This is a genomic window from Fibrobacter sp. UWR4, assembly GCF_003149045.1.
GTDB lineage: Bacteria > Fibrobacterota > Fibrobacteria > Fibrobacterales > Fibrobacteraceae > Fibrobacter.
Genome location: NZ_QGDU01000020.1, coordinates 64781 through 77969, shown reverse-complemented (window position 1 = coordinate 77969; position 13189 = coordinate 64781). Strand labels below are relative to the sequence as shown.

The 13189-nt window shown below is 45.9% G+C and carries 13 protein-coding genes; 5 read left to right on the top strand and 8 right to left on the bottom strand.

Translation table 11 applies throughout. From position 1 onward, the window contains the following. Window positions 1-90: 90 nt before the first annotated feature. Window positions 91-438: a phage integrase SAM-like domain-containing protein gene (locus BGX12_RS09765; RefSeq protein WP_109735879.1), complete on the bottom strand. Its 348-nt coding sequence runs from the start codon at window positions 436-438 to the stop codon at window positions 91-93. A gap of 108 nt (window positions 439-546) precedes the next feature. On the opposite strand from BGX12_RS09765, the gene BGX12_RS09760 reads away from it, so the two are divergent. Next, entirely contained in the window at window positions 547-897 is a 351-nt protein-coding gene (locus BGX12_RS09760; protein ID WP_109735878.1) for a hypothetical protein, read from the top strand. An 81-nt stretch (window positions 898-978) separates the two neighbouring features. Here the strand turns inward: BGX12_RS09760 and BGX12_RS09755 are convergent, their stop codons facing one another. Further along, on the bottom strand, window positions 979-1353 hold the full coding sequence (locus BGX12_RS09755) for a hypothetical protein (protein WP_146196304.1): 375 nt from the start codon (window positions 1351-1353) through the stop codon (window positions 979-981). 235 nt (window positions 1354-1588) lie between these two features. Here BGX12_RS09755 and BGX12_RS09750 point away from each other — a divergent pair, with 235 nt between their 5' ends. The 3 genes from BGX12_RS09750 (at window position 1589) to BGX12_RS09740 (ending at window position 3374) form a co-directional block, all read left to right on the top strand. Beyond that, window positions 1589-2194, top strand: a complete 606-nt coding sequence (locus tag BGX12_RS09750; protein WP_109735876.1) for a hypothetical protein — start codon at window positions 1589-1591, stop codon at window positions 2192-2194. Next, a complete protein-coding gene (locus BGX12_RS09745) occupies window positions 2181-2924 on the top strand; it encodes a nucleotidyl transferase AbiEii/AbiGii toxin family protein (protein WP_109735875.1) in 744 nt (247 codons plus the stop codon). The genes BGX12_RS09750 and BGX12_RS09745 overlap by 14 nt, the downstream gene beginning before the upstream one ends. 108 nt (window positions 2925-3032) lie before the next feature. Beyond that, window positions 3033-3374, top strand: a complete 342-nt coding sequence (locus tag BGX12_RS09740) for a hypothetical protein (RefSeq protein ID WP_109735874.1) — start codon at window positions 3033-3035, stop codon at window positions 3372-3374. A gap of 75 nt (window positions 3375-3449) precedes the next feature. On the opposite strand, the gene BGX12_RS16040 is transcribed toward BGX12_RS09740, so the two are convergent. Beyond that, complete coding sequence (locus BGX12_RS16040; protein WP_109735873.1) at window positions 3450-3953, bottom strand: type IV pilin protein; 504 nt, start codon at window positions 3951-3953, stop codon at window positions 3450-3452. Window positions 3954-4371: 418 nt separating this feature from the next. Here BGX12_RS16040 and BGX12_RS09730 point away from each other — a divergent pair, with 418 nt between their 5' ends. Then, window positions 4372-6510, top strand: coding sequence for a glycosyl hydrolase (locus tag BGX12_RS09730; RefSeq protein ID WP_109735872.1), 2139 nt, complete (start codon window positions 4372-4374; stop codon window positions 6508-6510). 65 nt (window positions 6511-6575) lie between these two features. Here BGX12_RS09730 and BGX12_RS09725 read toward each other — a convergent pair whose 3' ends face one another. The 5 genes from BGX12_RS09725 to BGX12_RS09705 form a co-directional block, all read right to left on the bottom strand. Continuing rightward, entirely contained in the window at window positions 6576-6779 is a 204-nt protein-coding gene (locus BGX12_RS09725) for a hypothetical protein (protein WP_109735871.1), read from the bottom strand. Between the two features lie 122 nt (window positions 6780-6901). Then, window positions 6902-7708 carry a hypothetical protein gene (locus tag BGX12_RS09720; RefSeq protein WP_146196303.1) on the bottom strand — a complete coding sequence of 269 codons (807 nt, stop codon included), beginning with the start codon at window positions 7706-7708 and terminating at the stop codon, window positions 6902-6904. Between the two features lie 156 nt (window positions 7709-7864). Beyond that, window positions 7865-10375, bottom strand: coding sequence for a hypothetical protein (locus BGX12_RS09715; protein WP_146196302.1), 2511 nt, complete (start codon window positions 10373-10375; stop codon window positions 7865-7867). Next, window positions 10375-11652 carry a hypothetical protein gene (locus BGX12_RS09710; protein WP_146196301.1) on the bottom strand — a complete coding sequence of 426 codons (1278 nt, stop codon included), beginning with the start codon at window positions 11650-11652 and terminating at the stop codon, window positions 10375-10377. The genes BGX12_RS09715 and BGX12_RS09710 overlap by 1 nt, the downstream gene beginning before the upstream one ends. Window positions 11653-11938: 286 nt before the next feature. Next, a complete protein-coding gene (locus BGX12_RS09705) occupies window positions 11939-13174 on the bottom strand; it encodes a sensor histidine kinase (RefSeq protein WP_109735867.1) in 1236 nt (411 codons plus the stop codon). Window positions 13175-13189: the final 15 nt, after the last annotated feature.

Here is a 13189-nt window from a genome sequence, read left to right as displayed (position 1 = left end):
GATGTAAAGATAGCCTACGAATGGGAATCGGAATCGAGAGAATCATCTAGCAAGGCTGCCTAAATGCTTCCACACATGTTGATGATGCCTCTAAAGTTGTTTCAATTCTCGCATCGTCAAAAAGCCGCGACGCGTATAGACTCGACCAATTTTTACTCCAACAAACGGATCGTTTTCAATCAGCCCTTCCTTACGCAGGCGATTGACAAAAATCCGAAATACCGACAACGCCTTTGTCACAGTCGCCGGCTTATTCCCCTTTTCCTGCAGATGAATCTTAAAATCTCGAATCATCTTTTCATCTATGGAATTACATTCCATCTCCGGCATAAAGTCACGAATCTTTCGCAAATTCCATTGATACGTCCTGATTGTCGCCTCAGTCAATTCACCAGGATTATTCTTCAAGTCATCAATTGCAGCATCATAAAAAAGCATATAGCCTCCAGTTTAACCCGGAACATTCCGAGCTGACGCAAACTTTGAAAACACAAACATGAATGTCAATATTTCAACCAAAAACAACGAAAAAGTACTTGAGAATACGTGAAGTTGCAGGACGCATTCTACGCAGAAAGAAATGCAGCAGGTAACTGGACCCTTATCGGTTATATCGCACCCACATCCACAAATTTTGATTATGCTGGTTCGATCGGAACTGGAAATGGCGGTACGGTTACCAGAGAAACCTCCCGTGCTTGGACTGCAAACAACAAGGTCAAACTGAATGATTGTACCCCTGGAGCTGCAAATAGCGAAAAGTGGACTATCAAGGTGACTCCTGCATCTGCTACTGCTGCCGCAGGCGCAAGCATTGTTTATAAGGCAGAAGTTACTGACGCAGGATGTCAGTCTCTGACTCCGAACTTTACTGCTATTGATGGCACCATTGACTAATTAAACAAGTCTAAAGTTCTTAACATAAAAAGGGCCCCAAAGCTGGGGTCCTTTTTTAACGATTGTTGACTTTAGGCTGGATTACTGACCGATTTTGCTGAATGTCGGAGTAAGCGGAGTGCATATAGAAGAGGTGGATGCACTAAAGGTCACAAGAGCGTTAGAAATGGTGCCCTTAATCTGCCATACGTTTGCATCATTCACAGCACAATCGTTAAGAACAACCTTGTTCTTGGCCTGCCACAGAGCGGTTGCGCTTGCGGTGGTGATAGTACCATTAGTGTAAGAGCCCTGCTGAGAGTAGTCAAAGTTGGAGCCACTGGTAGAAATAGAGTCAGCTGCACTGGATGCTGCAGGAGCCTTATAACCAATCATGGTCCAGCCACCAATGGCGTTACTTTCAGAGAAATAAGCTTCCTGCAACTTCACGTAGGAAGGATAACGTTGCAACTCCAATGTCAATAAACGATTACATTTCGTACAAAAATGCGCACACTGGTTATTTTGACAAATTTAAAGTCCGACTTTAAATTTGTCAATGAAAGCGTATGGCATGTCAGTAAAATTTGAACACGGCAGTTTTTATAGAATAATTTGAAATTGAGGCGGCAACTTAGCATAGGATGACATTATTGAATCCTGAAAAAACATATTTACAGATAATATGTAAATTACTATATTATATGTAAATATGAAAAACGTCCTAGAAAACGCCGGATTGCTGCAAGCCCTTTCAAACCTCGTTCAAGGAGTCTTTACGCTTCCTGAACTTAGTTCTCTTTTTAACATCTCCGATTTTCAAAAACTACAGGCCTTGATCCGACAATTTGTAAATGCAGGATTGCTTACCAGATATTGCAGAGGCGTGTATGTTACCAAAGGTTTTGACATCAAGGTGCTGTCAGCAAAGGTTAAGCCAGATTCCTATGTAACCTTCGGCAGCGCGTTAGCAGCCCACAAGTTGATTGGGACCGAAAGTCCGTTTATGGTTAGTTGCGCAGTACCCTCCAGGGCTGCGGAATATACAGGAAACACGAATTTGTCCTATTCAAGAATTAGCCAAGACCTATATTTCGGCTTCGAGCCCAACGAATATGGGGTCAAGATTGCAACCCCGGAAAAAGCCGTTTTAGACACGTTTTATTTTTACCAGCACGGGAAAAACTTTTACTTCAATATTTTTCAGGACATTCAGTTTTCGGCATTGTCCAAAAAGAAAATGGAAACATATCTTGAAAAATACAACAACCCCAAATTTCAGTCTTTTGTAAGGAACAACATCTATGGAAAACTTTAGGAATGTTGAAGAACTGCTTGCCTGGATCGTTGATTTCTTTGCCGTAAAATTTGGAAATTCCGCAATTCTCAAAGGTGGAATGTCTTTGCGACTAATGCATAGTCCAAGGTTCACGAACGATGTGGATTACATCTTCATTCCCTTTGATTCCAAAAAAGATGTCAAGACAATAATAGAAGATGAACTATCCAAAATTAATGGATTGAAGTTTGAAAGCTCACTGAATTCTAAGGCACTTAGGATTCTCATAAGTTTTGGAAACCAACAGGCTCAGATAGAAATTTCTGCCGAAAAGGATTGTCCGTCAATTCCCATGTCTTCTTCGCTTTTAAGCACTCCTTACGGCAGGCCGGCAAGAATCATTCGGGTGATGGAACCGTCTATTGCATTCGCTCATAAAATCGCTGCGTGGAATGAACGAGGCCTAATGCGCGACTTGTATGACGTGTATCAGTATGATGCCCTATTTGGGTTGGCGCCAGATACGGATGTTTTGCAGAAACGACTGAAAAACGCACGTTCTTACGCCAATGTGGTTGCCGCAAAAAATATGTTGTCGTTGATTGAAAAACTACAGGCCTTTGCTAAGGAGCTTAAGGAGGTTTCTTTTGATGAACTAAAGCCTCTGCTTGCCGAAGAAGATTTGGCTGGGCTTTTGTATAGAATGCGACCGTCCATCTTGTCGCTTTGCGAAAAGTTGGGAAATTCCGTGCAATCGAGGAAGAAATAGCATCTGTATTAAAAAAAACTCGTAAAAAGCGAACTGAGCCTTTCAAGCTTTATTGACGGAATTTCTTTTTTCCTAAAAATCAAAGAATCCAAAAAAGAGTCTTCCTACGTGAAGTTGCAGCAGGCATACTTCTCTGAATCTTCCATGGCTGGTGGCTGGCAGCTGATCGGCTATCTCGCTCCGAATAACGGCTCTACAACAAATTTCACCTATGATCACGGCGCTATTGCAGAAGATGGTTCCGACGCTCTTGATGACAACAAGCTCGGTTGGGGTGCAAATAACAATGCCAACTTGAATGAATGCACAAAGAAGGATTCTGGTAATAACTGGACCGTAACTTTGTCTAAGGCATCTGGCACAACTCAGGCTGATATCGCTTTTGCGGCTTCTGCTGGTGATGCTGGCTGCGTGGCCCTTACTCCGACCTTTGATAAGATCGGTAAGTAATTAAGCCAAACGGCAAAAACGTAAAAAGGGCTCCCAAACGGGAGTCCTTTTTTAGTGTCTTTTGTCAGCGACGAATTACTGAATTGCAGCGGTGCTAACAGTGCAGTTTTCACCCGGAGTGCTAATTGCAGTGAAGTTTGCTGTCAAAGGAGCGGCGTCGGCAGTAAGGCAAGCAGCATACTTGATTTGGCCTCCCTTATCACCATTGTTAACAACAATATCCCAGAAGCATTCGTCTGTAGTGCAGTCATTGAGTGCAACCTTATTCTGAGCCTGCCAGCCAATGTTATTATTCAAAGATGTCAGTTCAACGGTGGCATTTTCAGTGATGCCGCCCTTGTAGCTGAAATTATTGGAAGCCGGAATGGTATAGCCAATCAGCATCCAACCACCCGCTGCGTTACGTTCTGCTGCATAAGCGTCCTGCAACTTCACGTAGGTACCAGCAGCGGGACCAACTTCAGATGCCTTGGACTTAGCGATCATACCGAACAGCTTAGGTACTGCGACGGCTGCGAGGATGCCCATGATAACGATCACGACCATCAATTCAATAAGGGTAAAACCTTGCTTCTTCATAGTGTACTCCTTGTTGTTTGTTACACATTCTTTTGAGATTGACAACTTTCGAAGCGTTAGTGTTTCTGAGTCGTTCACTCTCGTTTACATTGATAAATATATCTCTTTTTTTACAGAAGTCAATAGTTTTGTCAAACTTTTGTCAAACTTTTGTCAGATTTTTCACTAGTTTTTGTAATGATTACAAATTTCTAGGTCCTGATCCGATGTCTTCCGCACAAAAAGTGGTGTATTCACCGTTTTTTGATGTCTCATATATACAAAATAATTTACATAGCAACGTTATTTAGGCGAAAAAATTACGATTTTCTTATTCCATGTGAGAATATGCACATTGTCATTACCCCCCGGCGGGCCCGGGGGGCTTGGATTACCTAAATTTGGCCTTGGTGTATGACAATATATAAGGAATGCGTATATGATTAGGAAGCTTCTCCCCGCAGCGCTGGCCGCAGCAACCATGGCATCCGCCGCAGGTATCGCAGTAGATCCCGCCGCAACCCAGCAGTCCATCGTGGGTTTCGGTGGCGGTAGCGTTTATTACCAGGGCTGGATCCTGGGCATGGCCGAAAAGAACCAGCAGGCTCTTTTCGACACGGCATTTACCGGCTTGAACTTATCATTCTTGCGCATGGGTAACTGGCTGCAGAGCGACGAGGCGTTAGCCAATTCCGCAGACAGTCTTGCCGCAGATATCAAGATTGTGAAGGCTGCAAAGGAACGCCTGGGCGATCACCTAAAGATCGAGATGTCCAGCTGGTCTGCACCGGGTAAGCTTAAGCCCAGCAACAGCGTTAACGGCAAGGATGGCGCCTCCAAGTCCGACAAGACCTTAAAGAAAGCTACTGGCGACGCCTACGGCGCCTACGCCTATACCGAATTTGCCAACTGGTGGAAGCAGAGTCTGCAGGCTTACAATGCTGCAGGTATCGTTCCGGACTATATTTCCCTGCAGAACGAACCGGACATGGAAGCGGATTACGCCGAAACCTTGTTCGAACCTACCGAGACTAACGAAATTGCCGGTTACAAGCAGGCCCTGAATGCGGTTTACGACGCTCTCCAGGGGATGGCCAATAAACCCAAGATCCTGGGACCGGAGCCACTAGGTATTGGTTACGAAAACTTCCAGAAATACATGAACAAGCTGGATGATAGTAAGCTGGACGGCTATGCCTACCATCTTTATCATGCAGGTAGTGGCAAGGACAATGCCGGCAACAATTACCTGAATCCGGAAAATTTCCGCCAGTCCATGAAGGCTATCGGTTCCACCTACGGCAACAAGCCCATTATCATGACTGAATTCTGCAACATGCTGGACAAGACCCGCGAAGCAGACATGGTGGGCCTCGCCCACATTATGCAGGCGGGCTTTACCGACGGTAAGTTGTCTGGCTACATCGCCTGGGAACTTTTCTGGGGCGGAAAGATTGGCCAGATGATCGGCGTCTGCGCAGAAGGCTGGGGCGGCTGTAAGGCGGACGAATTCTATGTGAATCCGGAATACCACGCCATGCGTCACTACTCCAAGTTCGTAAACCCGGGCTGGAAGGTGATTACTTCCGCAGTTGATGATAGCACTCTGAAGACAGTTGCATTTACCAGCGCTACCGGCGATTCCATTTCCGTTGTGGTGATCAACCCCACCGAAACCGCTATCCAGCTGGACAATCCCGTGATTAACGGCATGGGCATTGTTACCGCAGTCCAGTCCAAGGAAAACGGCTTTAAGAGTAAGCCCGTATCTATCGCCGCCTGCACTATGCTGCCGGCACGTTCCGTTACCACCCTGGTCTACCAGAAGGGCGCTTCCGCAGCTGCACTGAGCACCTGCGTAGACGAAACCACCGACCCCAACTACACTGAACCGGTCGAATCTCCTACCGCAGATATTGTACTGGTGGACTACTCCACCACTACCGACGTTTCTACCTGGAGCCAGGCTAGCAACAAGCTGGGCGCAGTCTCTTACGTGGCTACCCCGCTGGATGGCGTTACTGGTTATGCAAGTGTTCCGCTGGCAGGTTGTGAACAGGCCGATAAAGAATGCGGCTACCAGTCTCAGGTTCTGAAGCTTTCTGACGATGTTGCCGACGCACTCAGCAGCTGTGCAGAATTGACCATTACCATGCGTAGCGCAACTGACGGCAAGAATGCTTACGTGAACGTCGGTGCTGCTAATGCCGGCAGCTGGCTGGATTACCAGTACGGCCGCCCTGCAAGCGGCAGCGAATGGAGCGAAACCACCGTCAACCTGGATAACGAAGGCGACAACGAATCCAACTCCCTCACCTTCAATAGTGACGCAGAAGGCATCTACATCGCAAAGATCGTAGCAACTGGCTGCAAGTCCACTGCAATCCATGCACCGCGCTTCTTCAACACCAACGACAGCCGTATGATTGCACAGGTCTTCGACCTGAACGGCAACATGGTATGGACCGGCTTGAAGGGCCAGGCAATGAACGCAGACGGCACCCTCCGCCTGAACATCCGCCAGGGTGCATACATCCTGAAGACCAAGCTGGGCGTCGTAAAGGCAATCAAGAAGTAATTCAGGATCAGCTATTAACGAAAATCCCTCAGAAATTCTGAGGGATTTTTTTTGTTACAGTCTATTTATTTTGCAGAATACTTTCCTGGAGGTTCAGCTAATTTTAAACCCGCTGTCCCCATTTCACGAAGAAATTCATTTGACCCTTCCTTAATATCGGCCAAAACCTCCGCTGTGGTCATTTGAGAATGACGCCATGAATTATATTCGCGCAGCTTTCGAATATCTTCTACATCAAAACGAGAGCTAAGAATCGGTTCTTTCATCATGCATCCTCCTCAAAAAATTCCGGTGAATAGATTGAGATATTTTTTCTTCCATAGTCCAATAACAGAAGTATCTAAATAGACCTTCATCTTTGTTTTATCCATTATTTTTCCCATAATTATTTTTAGAAAACGAATTCCTTACCGAAATAGAAGTTGTGACGAACAATGCGTCCTATCTGGTATCCGACAAAGAATCCTGTAGGATGAGTATAGGTGAACTTCATTTCCATGCTATAGCTAGTTGAAGCCATCAAGTCATACTCAGCCGCCAAGGTTCCGTATTCGCCATGACGTCCCAAATGAGTACCCACCCAAACAGGCAATAAAAGCGTCCCCCCTATTTTTCCATCGTCATTTTCGGCAATTCTATTTTCCGGATTATCAAGATCAAGACGCTTTTGGTAGTATTCACCACCTTCTTGATATAATTGCAATCCTGCTGCTGCGCCAAGAATCAAATACGGTCCCAAATTAAAATCAAGACCAACCAAAAGACGTTCCCGCACAGCCCACGTTAAGTAACTATCCTTTCCTTCAGGAGTCTTGAGCCACGTTTCATACTTTTCAAACTCAGATTCTCCCGAACCACAAGACGATTCTGAACAAGAAAAGCCACTGTAACCGCCGAAAGCGCCAAAAGCGGCATTTACAAATAAGGGGGAGAAAAAACCGCCAAAACGGAAGGTGGAGCTAACATTTCCCCCTCCCACATTCGCATCCTTAACGTTATCTTTAGGACTCCCCGTATGGCCATAATAACCGGAACCAGCAATCGAAAAACGAGAATCACGATCACTAGCATCAACGCGATGCGTCAACGGGGACGGCATTAAAGACTTAGCCAAGGATTGGGTTTTAGGCACAAGACACCCTGTAAGCATCATTGAAACCCCAATTCCAAAACAAACAGACAAGAAAAACTTATTCATTTCAACTCCTAAAAAAGCGGGTTTCAGTAAACACATCCACCCGCAATAAACAAACTTAGATTGAACGTTATCCTAAATCAAGAAAACGTCCAATCAGCTATGAATTTTGCAAACCATAGTTTGCAAAATACACAATTTCAAAACACAATACGTTAATTAGTCCAAAATTATACTATGGATAAGACAACGTTCCCCAGCACTTGTTCCTCGCAGAACAAATCTGGAAGCAGAAATTCCATTATCCTGGGTGAAGTTTGTATTGACAATATTTTCCAGCGGAATTGTTTTTTCAACAAAACCACCTACTGAATTCCCATTCGCCAAACTAACTGCTCCATTCACAAAGGAATCAAAATAAACCTTCGTAGAACCGCAAGATCCTGGCCAATACTGAATTTTTACAGTCTTAAACTGGGAAAGATTCTTAGCCCCACCCAAGTCGTAGAATGCAAAATCGCCAATATTATTAAACTTCAAATTCTGTCCACTGCCTAACGCATCCTCATAAAGGCTTACAGACGCATTTTCACCAACTTTCCTAATAGCCAGTTTATTATTGGGGAAGATTATGGGATTTGTGATGTACTCTACAGACTGTTTAGACATACTTGCATACACCAATCGAGGTTTCATAACACTAACGGTTGAACCGCTAGAATTTAATACCAAGCGGAACCAACGATAATTGGTAAGAGCCCCTTTTGTTTCGGGCATCGCCCAACGAAGTGTATGTCGGTCACCATCCATAGGAACTGTAATTTCACGCATTTGGATTTGTCCCGTTCCAGCCTTCGTTGTGGTTAAAAGCAGCTCCGCCTTCATCCATCCGCTAGAAGATTTTCCAGCAATCACCTCCACTTCAAAGGTAGAACCTTCCTGAATTTTGCCTCCATTATCAAATACGGCAACTTTATGCCAACCTGCCGGAACCTTAAAACGGACAGAATCTTTAGATTCCGTTGCTTTTTCATTGTAATCATAACGGGCATATCCAAATTTACGGCGCTGTACAATACCACTATTCTTTATCAGAGCTGGCATTTTCGTAATATCCATGCAGCTAGCCGAGGGATCGAAAACTCCAGAAAGTTTTGAATTACGGAAAGACTTGCTAGAGGCGTCATAATCTCGTTTGGCAATTTCACAGAAAATACGCCACACATCCGTTTGCATGCCCACAAGAACGTCCATATCCTGTTTGTCGCCAACGCCAGGAAGTTCAATATGGCGGCCACTGATAGCCTCATTATAACGGGGATGGGTCGGATCTACCGCATACGCAGCGTCAGCAGTACTTCTGCCCTTGGGATTTTCAAAAGGGAATCCTACATGGCTTTCCTTAAAGGAACAGGGAACACCAATGGACAATTCTCCACCACAAAGCATATCCATGGCACTGGTTGTCGGAATAAAGGTACTGTTAGCCTGATACAAAGTGTCCTTATCCCAAGAGCCTGTCAAACTTACATTGTACTCGTTTCCAAAATAATCGGAAAAACTGATATGCATTTCCTTCGGAATTTCAGAAACGAATCCGCTTCTCAAGCTAGAATACATCGTCTTTGCAAAAGGATAGGTACTTCCCTGAATAAAATCGTATTCTGTAGTACCCACAATATCCCTAGACACAAAAATAGAGTCAAATCTATACATGCGATTGTGGGCGATTTCACCACTTTCCATATCAGGAGCCGAGAAAGAACTTACCGCTCGACCAAAAACACCTCCTAATTTTGTAACCTTTCTATTTAGATCAAAGAATTTCTTCTTATGATCAGCAGACTTTCCCTTCATCTGTCCCTGAGAAATCAGGACAACGGGAAAACCTTTATAATTGGCGGCTTCACGATACTTTCCAAACAAGAATCGCTGTCCACCGCCATCTGCACTATAATAATCCTTCACAGTTCCATCATCTTTTCCAACAGGCTGATATAAAAGCAACTCACTGGCGCCAGCACCCTCTATCAAATCCCTAAACTTCCCAGCATCTGAAGAATGGGCCGCCCAAAAATTGATGGTATAATGCAATCCCTTAGGCATTATCGCACCTTGATGGGGAGAATCCAGAGAAGCGTACAGGCGGATGGGCGCAGAACCTGCCGGCCTAGAAATATCGTACAGGTAAGATCCATAGCGGCCCAATATACCACCCTGGCTAATACCCATTACAATAAATCCATCTTCAGCCTTATTCTGGAATCCAAAATAAGGGTTATCATTCATAAACTGGAGCAAATTCTTAAAGTGAGTTGAATTCGTTTCCAGGCCCTGGCTTACGGTTTCGGCAAATTGTACTAGGACGGGAGTGTAGCCCAGTTCCTTCAGCACGGAAACCAGGCCAAACTGTTCCGCCTCCTCCATAAATTCCGAAAGGGTGCGGTTGTTTTCCACATCGAGATAAATGCCGTCCAGCACCAGGAAGGGGCGCTGCAGTTCAAAGCCAAACAGGCCATTGCCTGCAGGGGGATCGATTACGCGAATGCGAACGTTGTCCCCAGGCAAATCCTCCACAGGTGTACCTTCGGAGGATACCCAGGGAGAATCGTAAGTCAGTTTCACCAGGAATTTTCCTGAATCCGACATACGGAAAAACACATCGTGAATACTTGCAAAGGCAGAACCCGCCATAGCCACAAGGCAAAGCAAAATTTTTGTGAGCCTCATTATTTTACCTCCACGAAAAGAGTTTGTGTGCTGGTGATTCCGCCGGCGGTAAGGCGCACCTGAAATTTCTGGACACCGGCAGCCTCGAACTGGATTTCCATTTCCGACTTAGGCGCCAACTTGACCCAATTTCCCTTGACTTTTATTTCCACCGCTGGGAGTTCCGTTCTGTGTGTGACTAAAAAATAGGGATCGTAAAATATCTTGAATACAGACCCATGAACTGTTGAGGAAGGAAGTCCCGCAAGTAGCAATCGGGCAGGGCGAATCACCTGGGATACGCAGGAGGTATCGACACAGGCGCGGTAACCGTAGTCCACATTGGCAAGCAGGAGGGGCATGGCCCTCTTATCGCTGCTGGCGGCATAAGCTTCCGCCTGGTAGAACAGTTCCTTGGGATTTGCAATGACGCTATCCCTTAGGCGATTTGCCTCCAGTTGGTAGAGGGAATTAAACCACCCCTGGCTGGATTGTTTCGGGGTCAAATCCGTAGCGGTCGCAAAACGTTGCAGCTGGCCGTAGTCAAAGAGGTCCACCACGAAGTTTAGGCTGGTGGAATCCGCCATCTGCTTACGTTCCTGTGGGGAATAGGCTGCACTTGTCATCCCGGCGTGAGAATCCCTGAACATCACATCGCGAATGGGACTTTCTGGCTTGATGTCGCTATACGGATAGGCGGTCGGGGCGCCACCGGATGCAAATGTCTGCGAGGATTGGTCTTCCGAAGGGTTCCCGCAGGTAAAGGCTATGTCATCTATAAACAGCGAGGTGTATTGATAGGCGGGAACGTTTACCAGCCCAACACCAACTCCGGCCACAGACGCAGCCCCGCCCATACCGAAGGCGGTCAAAGGAACCTCCACACTGTACGTCTTGTTGGCCGCCACGTCCATCTGGTACGTGGAGCTTTTTCCAGAGGATAACTTTAACCAGAGGGCTGCACGGCCCTTCTGGGTGGAACGTAATTTCAATTTCAGGGAGCCACCCTTTACTGTCACAGGCATCCGAGGGAAAGACATTTCCCCGCTCCAGTTACCTGCAGAGCTTTTCTGGCCAGACAGTCGAATGTAGGGCGGCGTCATGCCATCCAGATTTCCCCAGTTGGCTGCCCACTCCGGCATTTCCGGGAAGGTGGAGCCTTCCATCATTTTTCCAGCATCACTGCCATTCCTGAACAGCGAGATTTCTTCGCATTCTTGGGCGAACGCACCACAGGCAAAACCCGATAAGGACAACAAAGTCCCTATCAAGGCTGCGCACCTTGACATCCTATTCACGGTAGGACCTCCAAAGACAATTATTTAGATGTAAGAAAACAAGCGGGGCACTCGCCCGCTAGAAGCATTTACAAACAGGACATCAAACAAAAAAGGCACACCCCGTTTTTAACGGCATGTGCTTAACAAATTATTTAGTCCGGACCAAAATTTATACAAACTATCTTATTTTGTCAAGTCCTTTTTTATCGTCATTCTGAGGCCAGCGCCATATCGTCATTCTGAGGCCAGCGCCATATCGTCATTCTGAGGCCAACGGCCGAAGAATCCAGTCCTTACGTTCTTCTCACTGGCTCTCAGGACGATTGCATTTGTATCGCAGTTCCGCCACATACGTTTCGCCGTCAACTTTTGCGTTGTACGTATAGCGGCCGGCATAAAGCAGCTCCAGTCTTTTTTTCAAGGTGACAAGACCTAGGCCGCTTGCGTTAGGTTTTGCCTTCCTGGGGAAGTTACTGTTTTCCACCTTCACATAAATTTCATTTTCCTGCTGGCGTACAAACACACGGGCAAAGCCTCCCCCATTAGGATTAGCACTGTGCTTCATGGCATTTTCCATCAACGGCATAATGAGCAAAGGCTCCACCATCAAATTGGGCTTTTCAATTTCCGTCTCGAAAGATAACTGAAACTTGTCATCCAGACGCAATTTTTCCAGTTCCGCATACTTTTGCAAGACATCCAGGTCATCCTTTAGGGGAATGGTCTTATCTCCGGACTGGTAAAGCATCACTCGCAGCAACTGCGAAAGTTTAGTCATGGATTTTTCCGCAAGCTTGGGATCAAAGGAAATGAGGGAGGTAATGTTATTCAGCGTGTTGAAGAGGAAGTGGGGGCTCAGCTGGCTTTTCAGGAAGTCCAGTTCATACTGCAATGTGGCACGTCGTTTTTCGCGGATAATAAAGGCGCGGATCACCTGTCTTGTGAAAATGGCGATCAAGATACAGCAAACGCAAATCATGACATCCACAAAAATGAAGGAGATTATAACGCCGCCTTCAAGATGTCCATTTACACCCAGGAACGCATAGGACGAAAAGAAGGAGCCAATCGTATCCTCGGGAGTTCGGGTCTGGATAAACCAGGCAAATTCCCTAAGCCAAAGCAGAAAGGAGAGCAACACGGAGTTAAATGTCAAAAACAGAAAGTACTTCTTTCTAAAGAACAGTTTTGGAACAAAGAAACGCTGGTTCGCAAGGAAAATCAGAAGGGTTGCGAACAAAGGAACATAATAGTCCAGAAGTTGCTTAAAGTCCACGCCCCTGCTGCGGGTAGGGTCAAGAATAAACACCAGCGGGAACAGAATAATGAAAGCCCATACCAGGATACCAATGAACACTCCAGGCACAGGAAAGTTATTCTGACTTTCCGGGTCCTTACCGATCAGTTCCACCAGCTGTTTTTCGCCCTTCTCAAAACGGGCCTCCTGGAGCACCGAAAGGCGTTCCCGATGCTTATTAATGAACTTTTTTACGATTTCGCGCCTGGTAAAGGGCTTTTTTTGTGACAATTCTTCTGACATTTTGACCTCTTATGC

Bases quoted from the DNA above. Each gene is read 5' to 3' on its own strand.
- BGX12_RS09705 (WP_109735867.1), bottom strand. From the start codon at position 13,174: ATGTCAGAAGAATTGTCACAAAAAAAGCCCTTTACCAGGCGCGAAATC.
- BGX12_RS09720 (WP_146196303.1), bottom strand. From the start codon at position 7,708: ATGAATAAGTTTTTCTTGTCTGTTTGTTTTGGAATTGGGGTTTCAATG.
- BGX12_RS09765 (WP_109735879.1), bottom strand. From the start codon at position 438: ATGCTTTTTTATGATGCTGCAATTGATGACTTGAAGAATAATCCTGGT.
- BGX12_RS09725 (WP_109735871.1), bottom strand. From the start codon at position 6,779: ATGATGAAAGAACCGATTCTTAGCTCTCGTTTTGATGTAGAAGATATT.
- BGX12_RS16040 (WP_109735873.1), bottom strand. From the start codon at position 3,953: ATGAAGAAGCAAGGTTTTACCCTTATTGAATTGATGGTCGTGATCGTT.
- BGX12_RS09745 (WP_109735875.1), top strand. From the start codon at position 2,181: ATGGAAAACTTTAGGAATGTTGAAGAACTGCTTGCCTGGATCGTTGAT.
- BGX12_RS09750 (WP_109735876.1), top strand. From the start codon at position 1,589: ATGAAAAACGTCCTAGAAAACGCCGGATTGCTGCAAGCCCTTTCAAAC.
- BGX12_RS09730 (WP_109735872.1), top strand. From the start codon at position 4,372: ATGATTAGGAAGCTTCTCCCCGCAGCGCTGGCCGCAGCAACCATGGCA.
- BGX12_RS09715 (WP_146196302.1), bottom strand. From the start codon at position 10,375: ATGAGGCTCACAAAAATTTTGCTTTGCCTTGTGGCTATGGCGGGTTCT.